The organism is Cystobacter fuscus, assembly GCF_044360685.1.
Lineage (GTDB): Bacteria > Myxococcota > Myxococcia > Myxococcales > Myxococcaceae > Cystobacter > Cystobacter fuscus_C.
The window spans coordinates 1265737-1281888 of sequence record NZ_CP043491.1; the positions used below are offsets into that span (position 1 = coordinate 1265737).

The window sequence follows — 16152 nt, forward strand, 5'->3', positions numbered from 1 at the left end:
ATGTTCCGCAAGCTGACGCTCAGCCTCGTCGTGCTCCTGGTGGTACTGCTCAGGGCGGACACGGCGGCCGCCATCGATCAGGCGGCCTGCTGCATGCCGAACACCTCCCGCCTGGATGCGTTGATGAATCCGGTCCGGGGCGGTGACGAGAAGTTCTTCTCGCGCCAGGGCGGGCCTCCCAACATCCTCTTCGTCATCGACACCTCCTCGTCGATGCATGACTGGCCGAAGGATTGGCCCGCGGGCCCCCGGGGCTGCTCGGACCCCTTCCTCAACGAGCTGGGCTACAACAAGGACCAGGCATACGAGCGGATGAGGACGGGCATCGGCAGCCAGTCCGACGACTGGTTCGCCAACTCCACCTACTACGAGGCGCCCAAGCAGGGGTACGGCGTCATCTTCGGGAATGCCCCGCAGAACACCGCCACCTGGGCGAGCGCGGCCGACGCGTGCAAGTCCATCAACAACATCGGCGCCACGGACCAGACCACCTGTCAGAGCTGCCTCGAGACGCAGGGCTACTACCTCCACGACGGCGGCACGCGGCGGGTGAAGGGCAACTTCCTCAACTTCTACGCTCCGCGCGACTCGGGCGCGGTGAAGGTGCTGACCGAGGTCGTCCATGACTTGCGCGAGGTGCGCTTCGGCGTGATGGGCTTGCAGACCCGCGCGGAGAGGACGTGCTGGGGTCAGAAGGCGGGCACCAACAACCAGTGTCTCTGCCTCCAGCAGCCCATGGGCCCCACGTGCGCCAAGTCCTACCCGCTGGACAGCAGCTCGGTGGAGAACAACCGCAACTCGGTGCTCAACGGCCTCACCAACGTCAACGCCAACAACAGCAACGGCCTCGGCTGGGATGGCTGCAACGCTCCGCTCGCGGATGCGCTCTACGCGGCGGGCTACCTCTTCGAGTCCAAGGCCTCCCCCACGCCCTTCGCCTCCTACCTGGGCAGCCACCCGACGAGCTCCAACTTCAGCGCGGCGGATGGTGTCTGCTTCGAGTGCGGCTTCAACGCGGTCATCCTCCTGTCGAGCGGCGAGCCCAAGGACGAGCAGACGGTGGTCAAGCTCCCCTCCGCCATCACCTCCAATCCAGCGCCGTGCGAGGGCTGCTCGCCCAGCCAGTTGCACAACGTGGCCCGCTTCCTGTGGGAGAAGGATCTGCGCTTCGACATGACGGGCGAGCAGCGCCTGGCCACGTACACCATCGGCTTCTCCGAGGACGTGAAGGACAGCAAGCTCTTGCAGGAGACGGCGCGGCTGGGGGGCGGCAAGTTCTTCTCGGCCCGCAGCACCAGCGAGCTCAAGCGCGCGATGCTCACCATCCTGGATGACATCAACGCGCGCAACACCTCGTTCTCCACGGCGGCCGTCAGCACCCTGCAGACGCAGGACGCGGCGCTCACGGCCATCGTCCCGCGCATGATGCCCGCCAAGGACAACACCTGGGCGGGCAAGCTGTACCGCTACGAGCAGTTCAACGAGTTCGTCGAGGACCAGGACAAGAATGGCGATGGCGACCGCTCCGACCTCTTCCTCGTCGACAAGGCGGGGAGCATCGTCGCGGAGGACTCCTCGAGCGAGTACCGCAAGCTGCTGTCCACCAACGGCGGCACCAACGGCACGCCCCTCTTCGGCGGTTCCGCCGAGCCTTATTGGGAGGCGAGCGACGAGCTCGAGAAGCTCGGGCATGCCCAACGCAACATCTGGACGGTGACGGACAACGGCTTGGCGGGCGGTGGCGGAACGAAGGACGGGCTGCTGACGCAGAAGGATGGGCTCGTCGCCTTCACGCTCGACAACATCTCCCACCTGCGCCAGTACCTGGCCGTGAATGGCGCGCCGCTGTGCCCCAGCGGCCTGGGCCTCACCTACAAGCCGGGCTCCATCCTCACCCGGATGCAGATGCCCACGTACCTGGACCTCACCCTGAAGGCCGTGCCGCTCATGATCGCCGCGGGCCTCAAGGGGCTGCCGCTCATCAGCCTGTCCGCCCAGGACGATTACGACTTGCTCTGCACGGCGCTGATCATCCAGTACGTGCGCGGCCAGGATCTGTTCGACGAGAACGGCAACGGCAAGCGGGACGACACCCGGCCGTCCGTGCTGGGCGACATCTTCCACTCCTCGCCGCTGGTGGTGGATCCCCCGGCGGACAAGTTCCTGTGCGACCTGGGCGTCTCCACCCAGTGCGTGCGCACCCTCTACGCCACCCAGCAGAAGACCGGCGTGGAGTCCACGCCGATGGACCCACGGGAGGACCTGCCCACCTCCTGCAAAGTCGCCACGCCCCTGCGGCGTGATGCCTACGACGCCTACGCGTTCGTCAACCGCAAGCGCGAGCGGCTCATCCTGGTGGGCGCCAACGACGGCATGCTGCACGCCTTCAGTGATGGACTGGGCCAGGAGGACACGTCGACGTGTGACGTGAAGTACCTGAGCAACGCGGCCGGGGGCGGCACGGAGCGGTGGGCCTTCATCCCGGCGGACATGCTGCCGCGGTTGCAGGAGATGCTCCAGGGCCACGCCTACTTCGTCGACGGCGACGTCATGATCCGCGACATCTGGGCGGACGACAACGGGGATGGCCGCAAGTCCTGGGACGAGTACCACACGGTGGCCGTGGCGGCCGAGGGCCGTGGCGGCACGCACTACTTCGCCCTGGAGCTGTTGTGGGACTCGGCGGGCGGTGCGACGGCCACCGCGAAGCCGCGGCCCGGCTTCCGTTGGATGTTCCCGCAGCCGTGCACGGACGAGTCGCTGCGCTTCGGCAAGACGCTCTTCAGCCTCAGCCCCAAGGCGCCCCCTATCGGGCCCGTGTTGATGAGCTCCACCACCGGACAGAAGCGCCACGGCGAGAAGGGGCCCACGAGCTCCGAGCGCTGGGTGGCGATGCTGTCGGGTGGCTGGTCTCCCGGAGGCGAGAAGGGGCGTGGCCTCTACATGGTGGATGTGTGGAACGGCACCGTGAACGGCCGCGACGACAACCTGCTGTGGAAGTGGGAGTTCTCCGAGTCCGCTTCTGGTGGCACGGACGAGCCCCGCAGGGCCATGACGTACGGCTTCGTGGCGCCGGCGGCCCTGGTGGACTACGGCGCCAACGACAAGCCGCGCTTCGACGGCTTCTTCGACACCGCCGTGGTGGGAGACCTGGGCGGCCAGGTCTGGACGCTGCGCTTCTTCCAGCCCGGCGTGCTCGACGCCTCCACCCGGCTCGTCGGCAACTGGAGTGGCGCGCGCTCCTTCTCGATGGACCGGGACGGGGTGTCCGCCTCCAACGCGCAGAGCATCCGCAACCGCTCGCCCATCTACTACCTGGCCTCCATGGCGGTGCAGCCGGAGAACCAGGCCCTGCGCGCCTTCGTGGGCTCGGGCAACCGCTACTCGCTGCTGGAGACGGGCGTGGGCACCTGCCGCTTCGACAACCCACAGGCGTGCTCCAAGCTGGGGTGCGACCAGACACAGTCCAGCTACAAGCTGACGCGCAATGGCACGGACATCCAGCGGTTGAGCAACGCGTGGACGGATCGGCTCTACTCGCAGGGCACCTATACGCCCTTCTCCAGGGCGGCCGCCTCCAACGTCTGTGGCACGCCGGGCAGCACGAACCTGCTCACGGCCGAGTTCGAGTCGCGCAACGCGAACTCGTGCCCCAGGCCCTCCGGCGGCGGGACGAACAGCTACGACTTCGCCCGGACGAGGGTGGAGTGCGGTCAGAACGCGGAGGGGGTCTACGACTGCCGCGTGCGTGATCCGGGCAACACGCTGAACATGAACGACCTGGACCTGAGCGCCTCCACCACGCCGAGCACGCTCGGCAAGAACCGCTTCTACGGCCTCTGGGTCTATGGCGGCGTTCCGGCGCGCATGTTCGACGAGAGCCTGTCGGCGGCGCCCACCATGAACAACCTGGCCAAGGACTACGATGGGCGGCGGCTGAGCGATACCGGTGGCATCAACGGGACGGGCGGCCTCGTCGACGTGACGAACCTCCAGTGCGATGCCTCCGGTTCATGCGCGTGCGCGTCCGGAAAGGTGTGCCCCAGCAAGCTGCTGGCGGGGCCGGAGGACCCCGGCTGGTTCTATGAGTACGAGGGGCTCCAGCACAAGACGGCCGGCGGCGCGGTGGTGCTGGCGAGCTGCGCGATGTGGAACTCCATGTACCCGGAGGCGACCAGCTCCGCCAGCGCCTGCTCGGGCTCCGTCAACAAACTGGCCCGCCTGCACCAGGCGGACTTCCTCACCGGCGCCCCCAACTGCGCGGCGGGCCTGCTGGGCACTGATGGCTACGTGCGCTACCAGACGCGCTTCGTGCTGGCCCCTCCGCCCGAGCCGACCACGGCCATCCAGGTGTCGAAGACGGGGCAGGTGAGGTACAGCACCCTGTTCGTCGAGCCCGGCAAGTCGCAGGCCACCGAGGCGCAGGTCTCCACCGACACGGACGTGCTGCAGTACATCTACGAGCTGCCCGTGCCTCGCACCCTGCACGCGTGCCGGCACGACCACGAGAACGGCGGCCAGGAGGCGTGCGCGCCCTCCGGGATGTGAGCAGGGACCGAGATGCACTCCGGGGCCCGTCCTCGCCACGTGGCGCGGGCGGGCCCCGCTGTTTCAGCGGCGCAGCACGATGTCGCGCGCGAGGCTGTCGCCTCCTCCGACGAGATCGAACGACGCGCGCACCGGAGTGCCCTCGGAGATCTCCCGCAGCGGAACCCGGCGGCCCTGGTGCAGCCCCCGGCTGCGACGATCGATGCGCAGCTCGTAGACGTTGCCCTCGCCATCGCTCACCTCGATGGTGCGGGCACCCACGCGCTTGACCCGGCCATCCACCGTGCCGCTGGCGATGGTGATGTCCTCGGTGGCCGTGTCCGGAGCGATATTCGCGTTGGCGGCCCGAGCCGCCTCGGCGCTCTCGCTCAGCCAGATGCGATCCTCGTCATCCAGCAGCCCACCCTTCCCCGGGCGCGCGGGCGCCTGCTTCTCGCGCTCCCCCGTCGTCGCGCTCTCCTGGAGGACGATCGCGTCCCCTCGTTCCTGGGGCGCCGCCTGGACCGGAGCGGCCTCGGGCTTCGGCTCGACGGCCCTCACCGGAGCGGCCGGCTCCGTGGTCTCCGTCCGGGTTGCCACCGTCTCGGCCGTCTCCGGGGCTGGCTTTCGCTCGGCCTTGCGGCATCCGGTGGTCCCCAGCACACACCCCAACATCATCAACCCCATGACCCGTCCGACCATCCGACCCCTCCCCCGTCATTCGTTGGTGCAGACAGGGTGGGGACGCCCGGGCGATCTGGCACAGGTCCCTCGCTCGAGTGCCTGCTCGTCCGGCTGCCCGGATGACAGGGGAGTGCCCCGAGTGTCGCCGGTGCGACAGCAGGCCTGCCCCGCGGGGCCGCCCACGGGGTCGGGACAGGGCCCCATTGTGGGGATTCCTGGGAGGGTGGGTGCACGGAAGCCGTGAATCCCGCGCCGGTTCAGCTCTAGAGTGCCCGCCCCTCGAGTTTCGCCATCGGAGAAGACGTCCCCATGCGGCAGAAGGTTTTCGCTCTCATTGCTGACACGCTCGCGGCGCTGAAGTCGGCCGGCACGCTCAAGTTGGAGCAGGTGCCTGGCTACACCGTGGAGCCCCCGAAGAACCCTGCCCACGGCGACTGGGCGGTCAACGTGGCGATGTTGCTCACGAAGCCCGAGGGCAAGCCGCCGCGCGACATCGCCAACGCCATCGTGAAGGGCCTGGTGGACAAGGAGGGGATGGTCGCCAAGGTGGAGGTGGCCGGTCCAGGCTTCCTGAACTTCACGCTCAAGGAGCAGGTCATCCAGCAGGTGGCGCGCGAGGTGCTGAGCGCCGGGGAGACGTTCGGGCGGCGGGCGCCGAAGTCGACGGGCAAGCGCATCATCGTGGAGTTCGTGTCGGCCAACCCCACGGGCCCGGTGCACATCGGCCACGCGCGTGGAGCGTTCATGGGCGATGCGGTGTCCCGGTTGCTGGATGCGGCTGGGCATGACGTGACGCGCGAGTTCTACATCAATGACTACGGCAAGCAGGTGGAGACGCTGGGCCGCACGGTGCACAAGCGCTACCGGCAGCTCTTCGGCGAGCAGGTGGAGCTGATCGAGGGCGAGTACCCGGCCGAGTACGTCATCGACATCGCGAGAACCTGGAAGGAGGAGGTGGGCGACAGGTACCTGCGCGCGCCGGAGTCCGAGTGGCTGCCGCTGGCGATCGCGGTGGCCATCCGCGAGAACATGAAGTCCATCCGGGCCTCGCTGGAGAAGGCGAACATCCGGCACGACGTGTTCTTCAGCGAGGCGTCGCTGCACGCGGCGGGCAAGGTGAAGGCGGTGGCCGAGGAGTACACCCGCCGCGGCGCGACATACGAGGCGGCGGAGGCCCGGCGCGATACGGAGAAGGTCCGCAGCGAGGACAGCAAGGCCGCGCAGTACACGGATCGCCAGAAGGGCGGCACGTTCCTGATGACGAGCCAGCATGGGGATGACGAGGACCGCGTCATCCTCCGGCGCGACGGAACGCCCGTGTACCTGACGGCGGACCTCGCCTACCACAAGGAGAAGTACGACCGGGGCTTCGACCGCATCATCGACGTGCTCGGGGCGGACCACGCGGGGCACACGCCGCGCATCAAGGCGGGGATGAGCCTGCTGGGGCTGGACGTGAAGCGGCTCGACTTCCTGCTGGTGCAGCTCGTGCGCATCATGCGCGGCGGCGAGGAGGTCAAGGTCAGCAAGCGCAAGGGCACGGTGTTCGAGCTCGAGGATCTCATCGAAGAGGTGGGCCCGGACGTGTGCCGGTTCCTCTTCCTGATGAAGACGGCGAACGCGCGCTTCGACTTCGACCTGGACCTGGTGCAGAAGCAGTCCAAGGACAACCCGGTCTTCTACTTCCAGTACGGCCACGCGCGGTGCGCGAGCATCCTGAAGAAGGCGGCGGAGAAGGGCACCCCGTTCGTCGGGGCGGAGCAGCTCACGCCAGCGCAGCTCGCGCGGCTGACCCTGCCCGAGGAGCTGGTGATGCTCAAGAAGATGAGCCAGCTGCCCGACGTGGTGGCGAGCGCGGCGGAGCGGCTCGAGCCGCACCACGTGCTCTACTTCTGCCAGGAGCTGATCACCGACTTCCACAGCTACTACACGAAGTACAAGACGGACCCGATCATCAGCACGGACGCGGAGAAGACGCAGGGCCGGCTGGCGCTGGTGGCGGCGCTCAAGCAGACCCTGCGCAGTGCCTTCGCGCTGCTGGGCATCAATGCCCCCGAGTACATGGAGGCCCCGCCCGAGGAGGAGTGAGCGGGGGGCGGCACGGGGGCCGTCGCTGGCCCCCGCGGGTCTTCAGGGGGACAGCGCGTCGGCCACGGCCCGGACGTGCGAGCGGACGAGCTCCCGCGCCCGGGTGAGCTCCTCCAACGTGGTGGGGACGTACCCCAGGCACAGCACCACTTCGTCCTCGGGCGCGGTGCGTGCGCCCAGGGCCGCGTAGTCGAGCGTGCGCGAGAGGGGCTCGCCCTCGGTATCGGGAATGAAGCGGCCGAACACGGCGGCGTGGGTGCCCCGGTCCGGCGCGGACTCCTTGAGCGCGAAGAGCCGGCGCACGGCGGCGAGCGCCTCGGGATGGGTGGTGAGCCGCTCGGGGTCCACCGGCCCCGCCAGCTCCCACTCGAGCAGCCGCAGACAGCCGCGCACGAACTCCACGTCGGTGAGCACCAGGCCGTAGAGGTACCAGTCCGCGCACGCCACCTGGATGAGCCGCGCCTGGGCATCGGTGAGCCAGGTGAAGGAGGGGCAGGTGAAGGTCTCGCACAGCTCGGCGTGGTAGACGCCGCAGTCGCGCAAGTCCACGCCCCCCGTCACCTTCGGGTGGCCCAGGCAGCCCACCCGGGTGCGCCCCTCGTCGACGAAGCCCAGCAGCGGACACACGCGCACTGCCGGAAACAGGGGCGAGGCACGGCGCGACTCGAGCAGGGCGAGAGCCCGGGTACGCCACGCGCCGTGCTCCGGAGGGAGCGCGGCGAAGGCCTCCGTCTGCTCGTTCAGGCGCGCGGTGAGGCTCGCGCGCGAGTGGTCGCGGAAGTTGTAGAGGCCGCAGCAGGCCCCACACGAGGCGCCCCGGCCGGGCTGGCACAGGTGGAAGGAGACGGACATCTCAGAACCAGTCGGGCTGCATCCGCGTGTACGAGTCCTCTCCCGAGCGGCACAGCTCCACCAGCGCGGCCACGCGCGGCAGCTCCGTGTGGATCCAGTACTGCGCCGCGGCGAGCTTCCCCTCGTAGAAGTCCCGGCCGTCCGTGCCCCGGGCGAGCCCCTCGCGCGCCGCGGCCGCCTGCGCGAGCCACCGCCACGCCACCGCGAGCACCGAGAACAGCTCCATGTAGTCGGCGCTGTGGCGCAGCATCCGCTCCACGTCGCCCGCCATGCCCGCCGCCCCCAGCTCCATCGTCAGCGCCACCACGCGCTGGAGCGCCTCGTTGAGCGATTCACCCCAGGAGGGCTCCACGCCCGCCCGGCGCGCCCGCTCCACCGTGGCCTCCACCTCCTCGACGAAGGCACGCAGGCCGCCGCCTCCCGCGGCCACCACCTTGCGCCCGAGCAGATCCAACCCCTGGATGCCGGTGGTGCCCTCGTGGATGCTGTTGAGCTTCTGGTCGCGCAGCCACGCCTCGGGCAGGTACTCGGTCGAGTAGCCGTAGCCGCCGTGCACCTGGACGGCGAGGGTGTTGGCCTCGAAGCCCTTCTCGGCGGGGATCGTCTTGGCCAGCGGCGTGAGCAGGTCCGCGAGCAGGCCCGCGCGCTCGCGTGCTTCCGGCGTCGCGCCATGCTCCGCCACGTCTGATTGCCACGAGGCCATGGACAGCAGGGACAGGCCTCCCTCCACGATGGCCTTCTGGCGCAGGAGCATGCGCCGCACGTCCGCGTGCTCGATGATGGGGCGCTGGGGCCGCGCGGCGTCCTTCTCCCAGGAGAGGCGGCCCTGGGGCCGGTTGCGCGCGTAGGCCAGGGCCTCCTGGTAGGCGACCGAGGCGGTGGCCACCCCATTGAAGCCCACCATGATGCGCGCCTCGTTCATCATCTGGAACATGTGGGCCAGTCCCTTGCCCGCCTGTCCCACGAGCCATCCGCGGCAGTCCCCGCCCTCGCCGTAGTTGAGCGCCAGGCTGGGAATGCCCCTCCAGCCAATCTTGTGGATGGCGCCCGTCACGCGCACGTCGTTGTCCACGAGCCGTCCGCCCTCGGGCCGGCGCGCGGGGATGGCGAAGAGCGACAGGCCGCGCACGCCCGCGGGCGCGCCGTCGACGCGCCCCAGCGTCAGGTGCACCACGTTCTCCCCGAAGTCGTGGTCTCCGCCGCTGATGAAGATCTTCGAGCCGGAGACGCGGTAGGTGCCGTCCTCGGCGGGAGTGGCCCGGGTGCGCACGTCCGCGAGGCTGCTGCCGGCGTGGGGCTCGGTGAGCGCCATGGTGCCCGTCCACTGGCCCGAGTACATCTTGGCCATGAACGTGTCCTTGAGCCACTCGCTGCCGAACGCCTCGATGAGGTGCGCCGCGCCGGTGGTGAGCCCGATGAAGGCGTAGGCGCTGAGGTTGGCCGCCATCAGGTAGGCCGAGGCCAGCGAGTACACGGTGAGCGGCAGTTGCTGGCCCCCCACCTCCACCGGCCGCGTGGCGGCGAGCAGGCCCAGGTCGACGAGCTGGGGGTAGAGCGTGCGCATCAGCGGGTGTACGTGGACGCGGCCATCCCGGAAGGTGGGCGGCTCGGAGTCCATGAGCCGGTAGGTGGGGGCGAGCACGTCCCGCGCCAGGCGCCGCGTGCTGTCCAGGAAGAGGGTGAAGGTCTCGCGCGAGTGGTCCGCGAAGGCGGGCAGCTTGCAGAGGGACTCCGCGTCCAGCACCTCATAGAGCTGGAAGTCCACGTCACGGTCGGAGAGCAGGGGATTGGAGGCGGGAGCGGTCATGGCTCCTCTCGTTATCCCACGGCCGGGCCGTTGCCAGCAGTCCGTTCCCTCATTTCGCTGCTTCCTCAACCAGCTTTCGCACGAGACACGCGCTGGCTGCTCCATCGTCAGAGAGGCTCCAGACGAGCGCAGCTCCGTTACGCGAGTAGCCCCGGACGAAAGAACGCACGGCCACGCACAGCGAGACGGCAGCGCTTGCTGCCCCTACATCCCCCAATGAGGTAGCAGTCCATGTTTCCCGCATCGTCTCCGCCAGCGTCTCGCGCGGGATGCGCACTCGTGCGGTGCCCCAGGCCATGGCTCGTAGCTCCTCGCCGTTGAGGTTGCCGAGAATGTCTCCAACGGGCCTTCCTTGCGTCCCAGCTATGGCCTCACGTACTGCGGTGGCCAAGGCAAGTCCCTGGTGGGTTGCCGGTAGCTCCGTGCTGGCTGGCTCTGAGAGCGCGACGGACTGTAGGGTGGCCTCGGGCTTCTGGCTCAGCCGGCGCGGGCCTTCCACCAGGATGCAGGCCGCAGCTTCGCCCGGTATGAGGCCCACCGCGTACTCCGGCGTCTTCAAGCGTCTGGTGCCGTGGAGCCAGCGAAGGGACGTCTCGTCGAGGAGACTATCTACCGCGAGGACGACTGCCCGGTGCCATGCCCCGAAGGACACCTTCTGCCGCGCGAGATGCAAGGCCTGCAAGGGTCCTCCGTGCCCGGTTGGCAGGCACACGATGTTGGACGCTGCGACGGGCAAACCGAATGCGTCCGGTAGGCGCGAGGCCAGGGCGTGGACTTCATCGATCGGGAAGGCGAAGCGTGCTGGCGAAATCGCAGGTGTGCACAGAATGAAGCCACATGTTCGCCAGAAGGAGTCCTCGGTCTCGACCAATCCGGCGTAGCGCAGCATGTCCAAAAGTGCGAGGCGCCCCAGCCGGAACCAGCGGCCGATGCCCTGGAAGCCATCAGTGAGGCCGACAATGGGGTGCCCGGTGAGCGGTACTTCCTCTTGTGCATCCGCGTCCCATACGAGCATCCCATCCACGGGGCGCGGCCGGGTGATGTTGGCTCGGATGGCGGCGCAGGCTCCCTCCACTGAGTGCCCCACTGACGTGACGAGGCCGAGACCAGAGATGGTGAGTGGCATGGTAGACATGGCAAGACCTCACGCCCCCTGGCGCCATGAGCCGACGGACGGGTAGGTGTGACGGGCTCCCGCCAGTTCACAAAGTTCGCTCGGAACGCGGGGAAATCTCCAGGAAGTCGTGGGTAGTCCCAACTCAGCCGCCATGCGCACGATCGCCACCGCCTGTACGTCGATGAATCGCTCAGTATGCAGGAAGACGGCATGCAGATCGCCCAGCTCCGCCGCGCGCGCGTAGTTGGCCCCACGCCGTTCCATGATGTGCTGGAGGTTCTTCTCCACCACGGTTGCTTGCTGCTCCTGGAGCGCGAAACAGAGATTGAAGAAGGGACTGTCCTCCGTGCCGATGACGACGCGGAAGCGTTGCAACACCGCACGGGTGGCCTCCGGCGGGCGCCGTCCGCGGAGCGTCAGGAAGAGGACCTGAAGGAAGTGCACGAAAAGGAAGTCGTCCTCGTACTCCAGCGATTCAACCCAGCGCCCATCGCAAAGCTCGGCGAGTACCTCCGCCGTGGCGAAGTCGTTGATAGCAATACAGTCAAAGAAGGCGCGGTTGCGCGAGGTGCGATAGAATCGCTCGTTGCCGGTGGAGCCGTTCGCACAGCCCTTCAGGTAATAGAGCCGGGTCTGCCCCGAGCGATGGAGGTCCGAGACATAATTGTTCGTGTCCCCCGTGGCGAGGTAGCGGGCGATACTGCGTAGCCGGTAATACAGCGAGAGATTGGTCAGGTGGCCATCTTCATCCGGCGGGTAGGTTTCATCTTCCGGCAACTTCTCCAGAAGCATGGAGATGAATAGTTCCAGCGTCTCCGTGGCGAGGTCCAGTTCTGTCACAGCGACACCTCGGTACCCAGTTGCAGGAGGGAGAGACCCGTGGCCCCGCTCTCACGCAGCCCGGCGGCGAGCTCTTCCCGCACAAGGATGACCTGCGGCAAGCGCGTGATGCGGAAGATGTTTCGTCTGGCGTCCACGCGCGTCTCATCCAGCACGAGCTTCGTCAGGGCGAAGAATTCACCGGGTGAGAGCGCGCTCTCCTCGTAGCGGCTTGCCTTCAAATCCACGCAGTCCACCTGTCCCAGCACGTTGGCGATGAAGAATCCTCGCGTCTCGTCACGCCCCTTATGGTCGACAAGCTGAATGGGGAGGAACTCGATGTCCGCCGTCGCGTTCCGTTCCAAGACGCCACGGACGCGCTCAGAGACGATGAGGTAGCCGAGCGTATTCGCGATGATGTCGAAGACAGCTTTACCCCCCATGCGTCGTGACATGGCCAAGCGGAGCGGTTGGGGTGGGTACAGGCTTCCGAGCCGTACTCCCTCGGCGGCTTGCCAGATGTGCTCAAAGTACTCTGGGTGGCGATCCAGGATGCAACTGTCCCCGTGGAAATCAGCTGTAATGATGAAGTGCTCTGGCACGAAGAACCCTCACTAGTTGATGCTGTCAAGTTTGAGGTTGTCGAGATTGATGCCAGGATTCTTCCCACCCGAGTCGATGATGAACTTGCGGATGGCGGTGGACGCCTTCTCCAGTTCCTGACGACAATCATTCTTGTTGTCGTCAGTGAGCTTGTGGTCCGTCTGGTTCTTGTTCTTGGCGAGCTTGGCCTTGAGTCTATTGAGTAGCTTGCCCAGTTCCTGGCTATACTTGTCATGCTCTGCGGCGCCATCTGGTGGGACGTGCGTGGGAAGCCTCAAAATCCTCGCCACGGTATACTGCTTGGGGAGGATGATGATGTTGGGCATCTCGTTGATGTTCCAGCGGCTGGCCAGGATGATTCTTTGTTCATCGTCATCGGGGAACGCTGCCTTGATTTCCCCGCAGGCGATGACGTGGTGGGTGTTGTGCCAGTAGGGCGTCTTCCATTCGGTGAAGTTGCCGGGGCGATTGATGTCCCATGCGCCGGTGAGCGGGTCGGGAGCATGACTCCTCTCCACGATCGTGCCACGCTTGGTGAAGGTCGGGCCGAGGTGGTCCACCCAGACACGCACCCAGCTCTCAGGAGTGCGAATGCTGGGGATATTGTAGATGTAGAGTTCGGCCACTTTTGAGTAGTCGTGCGCATTCTTGCGATAATCGCACCGCGGGAACTCCTTGGAGCCGTAGTCAGCATGACGCCATAGGCAACCCGTGCTCTTCGGGTTGCTCTTATGCTCATTTTCCTTCCAGTCAACAAGGTGCTCTCTGGCGCTCACGCACATCCCCCGAGCAACACAACAATTGTTGAATTCTCTCGATGCATCTGACGTCAGCCGGCCAGCTGGCCGGGTTGGGCCTCAGCTCGTGCTATGCGCCGCAACTCCGTGAGTTTCTCCGGGCCCAGTTCGCCGAGGCGGGCTTCTCGGGGGGTAGTCCGGAGATTCTCGACGAGTTCCGCAAGGCGCTGGGTGAGGAGCCCAGGGGCTTGCCGACCAGCGGCGACGGCCTCGGCGCATGCCGCGTCATTACTCAGGAAGTAATGGGCCAGCATCCAGTAGTTCGCCAGCACGGGGTGGTGGGTCAGCTGCGGACGCTCGGCCTCCCAATCGGTCATTCCTGGCGCCCGGGTCAGGTGCTCGGCGAGGGAGGGGCTCGGGCGCCCCCACACCATTCGGATAAGCCATCGTGAGCGCTGGTAGAGCGTCTGGCTGTCAGGAATCCTCTGTCCTGGCTGCTTCGTGCGCCGCATCGTTTCCAGGGTTTCATCCGCCGCGTCCGCGACGGCCAGGAGTTCCTCATAGCGAGGCCGCCCCACGTCCCCTGGGGGGCCACCTTTTTCGGGTTTCTCCTCCGACGCCCACCCGCTGAGGAGGAACGACTTGATGCTCTGGGCTTTCCCGAGGTTCCCTCGTTCGTGGCTGAAGGCGTGGACGCGCAGGAGCCCCAGCGGGTCTGGCAGAAGGCTTGCGAGGACGCGGTCTCCCGAGGCGTCCTCGCTCAGGCGAAAGAGGCCGGCTAGCAACTCCTCGGCATTCTGGGGCACGAAGCTTCCGGTGGTGAGCGCTTCGAGTGCACGGGGGCTTTCGGCGTTGAAAAAGTCCAGGAAGAGGGACCGGTCTCCAGACTTCCAGTAGTCTGCCTCACCGGTATCGAGGCCAAGCGCTCCCTCAATGGCTAACCACTTCTGGAACTCCTCTGGGGGCGCCCAGCCGAAGGTTCGCTCGAAGCCGCTGCGTAGCTCTGTCAGGGGAGCCGGGTCTTTGGCTGCAAGCTGCTCGCGGAAGGCTTCGGAGTCGCGAGCGACAAGGAGTGCGACCACATCGGCGAGTTCCGCGCCGACCAGTTCGTCTGCTGTGAGGGTGTCGATTCTCAGCATCTGGTTCTCGTCTTGCGTACGGGATGCTACGGTGAATAGCTCTCGGTGGGGAGTATGACTGTGGCGCCTGGATGGCTCCATGCCACGGGCCCTGGACTCATACGGCCTCCGTGCGGATTTCGAGGCTCCGTACGTCGTGTGGACCTCGGAGCAGCGGGACGCTGCCTCGCCACAAGAGAAGCACGCGCATCTCATCCGTGTCGATGATGAGGGTGTCGAGGCGCAGTACCGGCCGGATGTCTGGGCCGTGAGCGAACTCCACGGTAACGGTGGGAGGCGGCTGTCCCGGAAGCTTGAAGGCGAGGTATCCGCCGGGCGAGGCATTCACGACGGTGACAGCCTCATCGCCTCGCAGATAGCCGGGCGCCACCAGCCCTGACGATGCGGCGTTGAAGAAGCGCCGGTCGAAGTCCTTGGGCAGCAGGGGGGCACGGTTTTTCTCCCAGGCTGCATCGTAGGTCCCTCCATACGAGGCCCGCGGTTGCCAGTCCGGGGACGTGAAGCCGAAGCCCGTGGGTGCCACCGCCTGGCCGAACTGCTTCACGGGCTGCTCTGGGTCCTCCAGGTTCGGTAGTCGCAGCCCCTCCTCGAAGTTCCGGGGGCTCGCGCGAAAGCCCACGCCCACGGGGTTACGGGGTTCAAGGGCGTGCTTCGATGCATCCGGATGGCTCCTATCCCAACCGCCGAAGGCTCGCTCGTACACGAGGGGCACGCGTTCAAACGGCAGGGGCTTTGTCATGCTGACGCTGCCCAGGGTCTTGAACCATATCCTGTCGCCCACCACCCTCACACTCTTCTGCACGGGGCCTACTCTCAACGTGACCAGCAGTTCGCGCGTGCCGCGCTCCGGTGCATGGGCGTGTCCCACCAGCACCACGTCCATGGCTGGCTTGAAGAAGGCGCACTCGGGCTCATAGCGGTAGCTGGAGCGGCCAGGCTTTCCCCAGGACTCGCCCTCCATACACACCGGCAATCCTTCGTCGGCAAGTGCAAGGGCGTTGTGACCGATGGTATAGGTGGCTTTCACAAGTGGGACGAGGAGCGGGCTCCCGTCTTCGTCCATGAGAAGCATCGGCTCGAAGGCGAAGGGCGTGCGGTTGTCAATGGCGGGGTGGCTCATGTCCAACGCGGAGTGTACCTGACCTGGACTCCTTGTGCTAGGATGCCATTCTCCTGCTGAGGCTTACTTGGAGGAGGGATCCATGAGCACCAGTGTCGGCGTGAACAAGATGTCCGTCGTGCACCAGGACACCAACGGCATCACCACGGCCTTTCCGGACGTGTGCAAGACGCCGAGTCCTGCTGGACCTGTGCCCATTCCGTACCCCAACATCGCGCGCTCAGCGGATACGGCGCAGGGCACCAAGACGGTGGAGGTGGACGGCAAGCCCGTGTGCGTGAAGGACTCGAATTTTAGTACTAGCACCGGGGATGAGGCCGGTACCGCAGGCGGCGGCGTTGCCTCGAACAAGACGAAAGGCAAGGCTGAGTTCGTCAATTATTCCTTCGACGTGATGTTCGAGGGCAAGAACGTCGCGCGCTCCTTCGATCTCATGCTTCACAACGACAAGAACACTCCGCCGTTCCCGTTGCTGCAAGGACCTGTGGTTGCAATTGGCAAGACCAGTGATGAGGCTAAATGCCTTGAGTGCAAAAAGAAGTTTTGACGCAATCGGTATGAGGGCTCCTTGATATGGAAATGCTGTGTCTGTGTTTGGCTGGCAGTGAGGGATGCGCCTGCCAGTTCACGTGGTTTTTGAAGTAGCGCGAGAGCCTCTC

Annotated in this window: 12 protein-coding genes; 3 read left to right on the forward strand and 9 right to left on the reverse strand. The window is 66.5% G+C overall.

Going from position 1 to position 16152, the window contains the following annotated elements:
- On the forward strand, positions 1 to 4548 hold the full coding sequence (locus tag F0U63_RS05280) for a pilus assembly protein PilY (protein ID WP_395844330.1): 4548 nt from the start codon (positions 1 to 3) through the stop codon (positions 4546 to 4548).
- A 63-nt stretch (positions 4549 to 4611) separates the two neighbouring features.
- Here F0U63_RS05280 and F0U63_RS05285 read toward each other — a convergent pair whose 3' ends face one another.
- Positions 4612 to 5229: an SPOR domain-containing protein gene (locus F0U63_RS05285; protein WP_395844332.1), complete on the reverse strand. Its 618-nt coding sequence runs from the start codon at positions 5227 to 5229 to the stop codon at positions 4612 to 4614.
- Positions 5230 to 5520: 291 nt separating this feature from the next.
- Between F0U63_RS05285 and F0U63_RS05290 the strand changes: the two genes are divergently transcribed.
- Positions 5521 to 7299, forward strand: coding sequence for an arginine--tRNA ligase (locus tag F0U63_RS05290; RefSeq protein ID WP_395844334.1), 1779 nt, complete (start codon positions 5521 to 5523; stop codon positions 7297 to 7299).
- 42 nt (positions 7300 to 7341) lie between these two features.
- Here F0U63_RS05290 and F0U63_RS05295 read toward each other — a convergent pair whose 3' ends face one another.
- From F0U63_RS05295 to F0U63_RS05330, 8 genes are all read right to left on the reverse strand, one after another.
- On the reverse strand, positions 7342 to 8151 hold the full coding sequence (locus tag F0U63_RS05295) for a hypothetical protein (RefSeq protein WP_395844336.1): 810 nt from the start codon (positions 8149 to 8151) through the stop codon (positions 7342 to 7344).
- A 1-nt stretch (position 8152) separates the two neighbouring features.
- Positions 8153 to 9958: an acyl-CoA dehydrogenase gene (locus F0U63_RS05300; RefSeq protein ID WP_395844338.1), complete on the reverse strand. Its 1806-nt coding sequence runs from the start codon at positions 9956 to 9958 to the stop codon at positions 8153 to 8155.
- A gap of 49 nt (positions 9959 to 10007) precedes the next feature.
- Entirely contained in the window at positions 10008 to 11093 is a 1086-nt protein-coding gene (locus tag F0U63_RS05305) for a hypothetical protein (protein ID WP_395844340.1), read from the reverse strand.
- A 9-nt stretch (positions 11094 to 11102) separates the two neighbouring features.
- Positions 11103 to 11915 (reverse strand): hypothetical protein, encoded by an 813-nt coding sequence (locus F0U63_RS05310; RefSeq protein ID WP_395844342.1) that lies wholly within the window; start codon positions 11913 to 11915, stop codon positions 11103 to 11105.
- Complete coding sequence (locus F0U63_RS05315; RefSeq protein WP_395844344.1) at positions 11912 to 12496, reverse strand: imm11 family protein; 585 nt, start codon at positions 12494 to 12496, stop codon at positions 11912 to 11914. The genes F0U63_RS05310 and F0U63_RS05315 overlap by 4 nt, the downstream gene beginning before the upstream one ends.
- Before the next feature lie 12 nt (positions 12497 to 12508).
- The gene (locus tag F0U63_RS05320) at positions 12509 to 13273 is read right to left on the reverse strand and encodes a hypothetical protein (protein WP_395844346.1); all 765 of its coding nucleotides are present in this window, start codon (positions 13271 to 13273) and stop codon (positions 12509 to 12511) included.
- 53 nt (positions 13274 to 13326) lie between these two features.
- Positions 13327 to 14373 (reverse strand): hypothetical protein, encoded by a 1047-nt coding sequence (locus F0U63_RS05325; RefSeq protein ID WP_395844348.1) that lies wholly within the window; start codon positions 14371 to 14373, stop codon positions 13327 to 13329.
- A 97-nt stretch (positions 14374 to 14470) separates the two neighbouring features.
- Entirely contained in the window at positions 14471 to 15493 is a 1023-nt protein-coding gene (locus F0U63_RS05330; protein WP_395844350.1) for a DUF2169 domain-containing protein, read from the reverse strand.
- An 82-nt stretch (positions 15494 to 15575) separates the two neighbouring features.
- Between F0U63_RS05330 and F0U63_RS05335 the strand changes: the two genes are divergently transcribed.
- Positions 15576 to 16040: a DUF4150 domain-containing protein gene (locus F0U63_RS05335; RefSeq protein ID WP_395844352.1), complete on the forward strand. Its 465-nt coding sequence runs from the start codon at positions 15576 to 15578 to the stop codon at positions 16038 to 16040.
- Positions 16041 to 16152 lie beyond the last annotated feature (112 nt).

Bases quoted from the DNA above. Each gene is read 5' to 3' on its own strand.
- F0U63_RS05280 (WP_395844330.1), top strand. From the start codon at position 1: ATGTTCCGCAAGCTGACGCTCAGCCTCGTCGTGCTCCTGGTGGTACTG.
- F0U63_RS05285 (WP_395844332.1), bottom strand. From the start codon at position 5,229: ATGGTCGGACGGGTCATGGGGTTGATGATGTTGGGGTGTGTGCTGGGG.
- F0U63_RS05290 (WP_395844334.1), top strand. From the start codon at position 5,521: ATGCGGCAGAAGGTTTTCGCTCTCATTGCTGACACGCTCGCGGCGCTG.
- F0U63_RS05295 (WP_395844336.1), bottom strand. From the start codon at position 8,151: ATGTCCGTCTCCTTCCACCTGTGCCAGCCCGGCCGGGGCGCCTCGTGT.
- F0U63_RS05300 (WP_395844338.1), bottom strand. From the start codon at position 9,958: ATGACCGCTCCCGCCTCCAATCCCCTGCTCTCCGACCGTGACGTGGAC.
- F0U63_RS05305 (WP_395844340.1), bottom strand. From the start codon at position 11,093: ATGTCTACCATGCCACTCACCATCTCTGGTCTCGGCCTCGTCACGTCA.
- F0U63_RS05325 (WP_395844348.1), bottom strand. From the start codon at position 14,373: ATGCTGAGAATCGACACCCTCACAGCAGACGAACTGGTCGGCGCGGAA.
- F0U63_RS05330 (WP_395844350.1), bottom strand. From the start codon at position 15,493: ATGAGCCACCCCGCCATTGACAACCGCACGCCCTTCGCCTTCGAGCCG.
- F0U63_RS05335 (WP_395844352.1), top strand. From the start codon at position 15,576: ATGAGCACCAGTGTCGGCGTGAACAAGATGTCCGTCGTGCACCAGGAC.